This window comes from Roseococcus sp. GW821-FHT12F05 (genome assembly GCF_058806835.1).
Map to the genome: position 1 here is coordinate 1 of NZ_JBXAQB010000039.1, position 4,236 is coordinate 4,236.

Consider the following 4,236-nt stretch of genomic DNA (forward strand, 5'->3'; position numbering starts at 1 on the left):
CGGCCTCGGCTCTTCCGTCGCCCCCATCGCTGCTCCCGTCACCAAGGAGCCGGCTGTGCCGGTCAAGAAGTCCGTCAAGCCCGATTACGTGATCTGCCTGGAGGACGGGAAGAAGCTGAAGATGCTCAAGCGGCACCTGCAGTCGTCCTATGGCCTGACGCCCGATCAGTACCGTGCGAAGTGGGGCTTGGCGTCTGACTACCCCATGGTCGCGCCGAATTACGCCAAGCGTCGTTCCGCGCTAGCCAAGGAAATTGGCCTCGGCCGAAAGGCGGCGTAGCGTCCTGCCACGGATCTGAGCATCCGCTACCGCGGCAGATACGCCACCGCAAATCCACAGGGAAAGGGCCGGCCCAGAAGAGCCGGCCCTTTGTCTTTACTCCCTGGTCATTACGAAGCGCTTTGATCGCACCGACGTAAGTCCTATCGCGGCAGGTACTGCTTCCGACCGATGCTGAAATCGTAAAACGCGCCACGCGGGCCAGCAGGACCAGCGAGTGTAGATGGAGATGGTGTCGAAGCCCTGTCGGCATAGCGGGCATCGGCACTTCACGACTGATCCCCGTTAATCCCTCGGCCACGCGGCAATGTATTTCTCTCCGATGTAGCGCGCTAGCAAATGGTTCGGAGTTTTCCCGTATTGCATACTATTAAATATTGATCACCAATCTGTAGCAGATGAAAACCTCTGCGGCTAGCTTCAGATTTTAACTGATCGAGATTCGCGTATTTTTTGACACTTTCTGCGCTGCGCCTGACAATGCCACCATTTATGGCAGCTTGCGCCGTAAATATGTCGGCAATCCACTTGTTGCTTTTTACGGCGGAAGGTTTGGCCGCAATACTTCTATTGGTATCCGCGATGGCTCGGATCTGATTTGCCACTGCTTTGAGATCGGCATGGGCCGCCCGAAATTCATCCGAGTTCCCGCCGTTTGCGGAGGCCGCAGCCCCCACAACCTCGAGCTTATCCAACAACTCTCGGTTAAGGCGCGCCAACTCCTCCCACAACTCAGCAGACAGTCTCCTAGGAGAAGCTGACATCACGGCTCTTTCCACGGCGGGGCTGCGTTGCCGTCTTCCTGGGCGCCACGGCGACGGCATCTATGGGCGCATGTACCTACAGATTGGTCGACCTTCCAGCCTTGCTGATCGCGAAGAACGAAGCCCCATCTAATGCCCTGAGGATCCGCTTCCCACAAAATAATGGATCAGCAACAGCCATCATCGCGGCCTAGACCTTCTTCTCGGGTTGGATGCGGTTCCCAGCAGCGCCCACCTGACCGCGCCCTAGGACATCATCGTCGCCAGGGCAACGCCGGCGTTGACCCAAGTGGCGATGAAGCGGCGGACGGGATGTGGGGTGGGCGCGGACATCAGGGCCCTCGGAGGGTCAGGCGGGATTGCTGCAGATTGAAAGCGACGATCACGGCTTTCTGGCAACGCGCTCCGCCTCAAGACCCCGGAATGATCCCTGTACTCTGGTAGCTGTCCCAGCAGATTGTGGTGACGCTGTTCCCGTAGCCTTGCCGGGAAAACCCCTCTGCAGTCGCCACAGTTGCATCAAGCGCAGAATACGCGAGCGGGGGAGCCGTCATCTGGCCGCGGGCCAAACATACGATGCCGGCCCGCTGGTCTCGCTCCTGCCTGCTCTGATCGTCGCAGGCTCCTAAACATACGGCGCGTCTCCGAGTCTCGAAGGGCGCCGTCTGGGGTTCGGAAGACTGTGGGTCCTCCTTCGGAGAGCAGCCCAAGGCGAGAAGTAGGGCCAAGACCATTGAGCGCCTGGCACTCGGCATTGGGGCAGGCTCCTGGGGCGGGACGCAACGTTGCTCTTCGGGAATAGATCGGTCCCGACTTCATCAAAATTCCTAACGCCGGGCGCGGCCGTTAGTTGGGCCGTAAACGTGGGTCTCAACTTCACCCTCGCCCCTTCGTTCCAGGACGAGTGACATTGCAGACGTCCCTATGGCCTGACGCCGACTAGCCCCGTGCGAAGTCGAGCTTGGCCTCGGACTACTCCACGGTTGCGCCGAATTAGGCTAAGCGTCGCTTGGCGTTGGCCAAGGAAATCGGCCTCGGCCGGAATTGCGGCGTAGCGTCCCGCCCCCACAACCCCGACGGATGGGGCGTTCGCCCCAGAACGGGGAAATTCGCCGGCAGCCGGACATATGTTGTTGGGATTTATGTGGGAAACCGTCCCTCAATATCCCGTAAAGTACCGGAATATCCCGTTAAGTGGCGGAGAGCGCCTCCGCCAGCCGGGCGTCCAGGCGGGGCAGGGTCATCGCGTCCTGCACGATGTCATGGACCCGCCGCCGGTCGAGATAGGCGGAGGAGCCGAAGTCGGGCAGGGGGGAATCGCTGGCCAGGGCCACCAGGTAGTGCCCGCGCGCGAGGCCGGGCGTGGCCTCGATCCGGTCCAGGCTGCGGCGCTCGTAGCTGCGCCAGCCGGGCCGGCCCTCGGCGGCGAGGACCGAGCCCAGGACCGGCCGCTGCACCAGCATGCTCACATGCGCGAAGCGGTCCTGCAGCAGGGCCTGGAACTCGGGCGGCGTCAGCTCGAGCACGTGGAAGGGGTTCGGGTCGGCGCCGGGCGCGGAATAGACCGCGCGGTCCGGCGTGCTGATCATCAGCAGGCCGCCCGGCCGCAGGACGCGGCGGATCTCGGCGAGGAAGCGCGCCTGGTCGGGCAGGTGCTCCAACGTCTCAAAGGAGACGACGACATCCGCCGAGGCGTCGCCGACGGGCATGGCCTGCGCGTCGCCGTTCAGGTAGCGCAGGTTGGGCCGGCCGTAATTCTCCGTCGCGTGCTGCACGCTGGAGGCGTCCAGCTCGACGCCGGTCACGCTCCGCGCGACGCCGGCCAGCAGGGCCGAGCCGTAGCCCTCGCCCGAGGCCACGTCCAGAACGTCGAGGTCGCAGCAGAAATCGCGGGCGAAGCAGTACCGGTGGTAGTGCTCGAACTCGATCTGCCCCTCGATGCCGGCGGTCATCCGTTCGCCGGTGAACTCAAGGGCCTCCCTGGGCAGGGGAACCGCGAAATTCCCATCGGTCCGCAGGGGCCGCCACGCCGAAGAATTGTCTGATGCCATCTCTCTCGTGTCTTCTGTCCGGTCCGGTGCTGCGCCGGCCATTCCGGGCGATGCGGCTGGCGGTCCCGCTATCGCGCGCCCGACATTGGTTGAAGGAATATTATGAAATACTCAGGGGATCGGTCCTGGATATTTGGGTGATGGCGTGGGATTGCAGGCCGAGCAGCGTTCCCTTCCAGTCGGGTGGCTGCATGGTAATGACAAGGGCCTCGTGAATCCAGTGGTGCTGCAGGTTCGCGTTCTGCGACCCCGATCCCACGGAGCAGGTCAGCGCATAATCGCCCGGCGCGAATTTCGGCAGGGTGAAGCGGTATTGGGCGACGCCCACCTCGCCCGCCTTCATCGTGACCGGCTCCGCCTCGGCGGCGGCGACGCTGTTGTCGCCGATCACCGCCTGGCCGAGGCGGTCCTTGAAGAAGAAGCCGGTGATGACGTCGCGGATGTCCTCGACGGCCTCGATCCGCAGCGTGAGCAGGACCTCCTCGCCGCCGGCATACCAGGGCGGCATCGTCCCGTCGGCGAGGGTGAGCGCCACATGGGTGAGGCGGGCGAGGCCCGAGCCGTAGCTCTCCTTGCCCGCGGTCGGGAAGAAGGCGGCGGTGCCGCGCCGCGCCGGCGAGGCGGCCCGCGCGGGGGCGGGGCCGGCGGCGTCGGGCGCCGGCCCGGGCTCCTGGACGGGCTCGGCCAGGCCCATGGCCCTGGAATTCACATGGGTGGCATAGGCCTCCGCCACCTCGCGCGCCGTGCCGTATTTCTGCACGACGCCGCCATCGAGCCAGATGGCGCGCGTGCAGAGGTTCACCACCGCGCCCAGGTCGTGGCCGCAGAAGAGCACCGTGCCGCGCTTCTGGAAGCCGCGCAGCCAGCGGAAGCACTTCTGCTGGAAATAGGCGTCGCCGACAGCCAGCGCCTCGTCGATGATGAGCACGTCGGCATCCACATGCGCGATCACCGCGAAGGCGAGGCGCATGGCCATGCCGGAGGAATAGGTCTTCACCGGCTGGTCGATGAACTCGCCGATATCGGCGAAGGCCAGGATGTCGGCGAGCCGCGCCTCCGTCTCCGCGCGCGAGAGGCCGAGCACGCTGGCGTTCAGGAAGACGTTCTGCCGCCCGGTGTATTCGGGGTTGAAGCCCGACCC

The 4,236-nt window shown here is 64.4% G+C and carries 4 protein-coding genes; 1 reads left to right on the top strand and 3 read right to left on the bottom strand.

What is annotated here, in order from left to right:
* A partial coding sequence (locus AC1ROY_RS33895; RefSeq protein ID WP_493153366.1) for a Ros/MucR family transcriptional regulator occupies positions 1-280 on the top strand: 280 nt, incomplete at its 5' end.
* A 332-nt stretch (positions 281-612) separates the two neighbouring features.
* Here the strand turns inward: AC1ROY_RS33895 and AC1ROY_RS33900 are convergent.
* The 3 genes from AC1ROY_RS33900 to AC1ROY_RS33910 all read right to left on the bottom strand — a co-directional run.
* The gene (locus tag AC1ROY_RS33900; RefSeq protein ID WP_493153367.1) at positions 613-975 is read right to left on the bottom strand and encodes a hypothetical protein; all 363 of its coding nucleotides are present in this window, start codon (positions 973-975) and stop codon (positions 613-615) included.
* A gap of 1,259 nt (positions 976-2,234) precedes the next feature.
* Positions 2,235-2,996, bottom strand: a complete 762-nt coding sequence (locus AC1ROY_RS33905; protein ID WP_493153368.1) for a class I SAM-dependent methyltransferase — start codon at positions 2,994-2,996, stop codon at positions 2,235-2,237.
* Positions 2,997-3,195: 199 nt separating this feature from the next.
* A partial coding sequence (locus AC1ROY_RS33910; RefSeq protein ID WP_493153369.1) for an ABC transporter ATP-binding protein occupies positions 3,196-4,236 on the bottom strand: 1,041 nt, incomplete at its 5' end.